The organism is Undibacterium sp. 5I2 (assembly GCF_035019605.1).
Taxonomy (GTDB): domain Bacteria; phylum Pseudomonadota; class Gammaproteobacteria; order Burkholderiales; family Burkholderiaceae_D; genus Undibacterium.
Window position 1 is genome coordinate 1 of sequence record NZ_JASJVS010000209.1, and the last position, 224, is coordinate 224.

The following is a 224-nucleotide window of genomic DNA, read 5'->3' on the forward strand; positions in this document are numbered from 1 at the left end:
ACCTATAGCGGCGCGACCACGGTCAGTAATGGTAGCTTGGTCGCCGGTGCGGTTAATGCCTTCGGCAGCAACTCGGCCGTCAGCACGGCCGCTGGTGCTACGCTCGATCTCGGTGGTTTTAATCAAGCCATCGGTTCGCTGGCTGGTAGCGGTGGTACGGTAAGCAATAATGGTCTAACGGCGGTCACGATGACGACGGGTAGCAATAACAGCTCGACCAATTT

At 57.1% G+C, this 224-nt stretch carries 1 protein-coding gene; it reads left to right on the forward strand.

Annotated features, from left to right (window positions below; all coding sequences use genetic code 11):
* Window positions 1–224: hypothetical protein (locus tag QN359_RS19990; protein WP_323493531.1), on the forward strand; the 224-nt coding region annotated here is incomplete at both ends.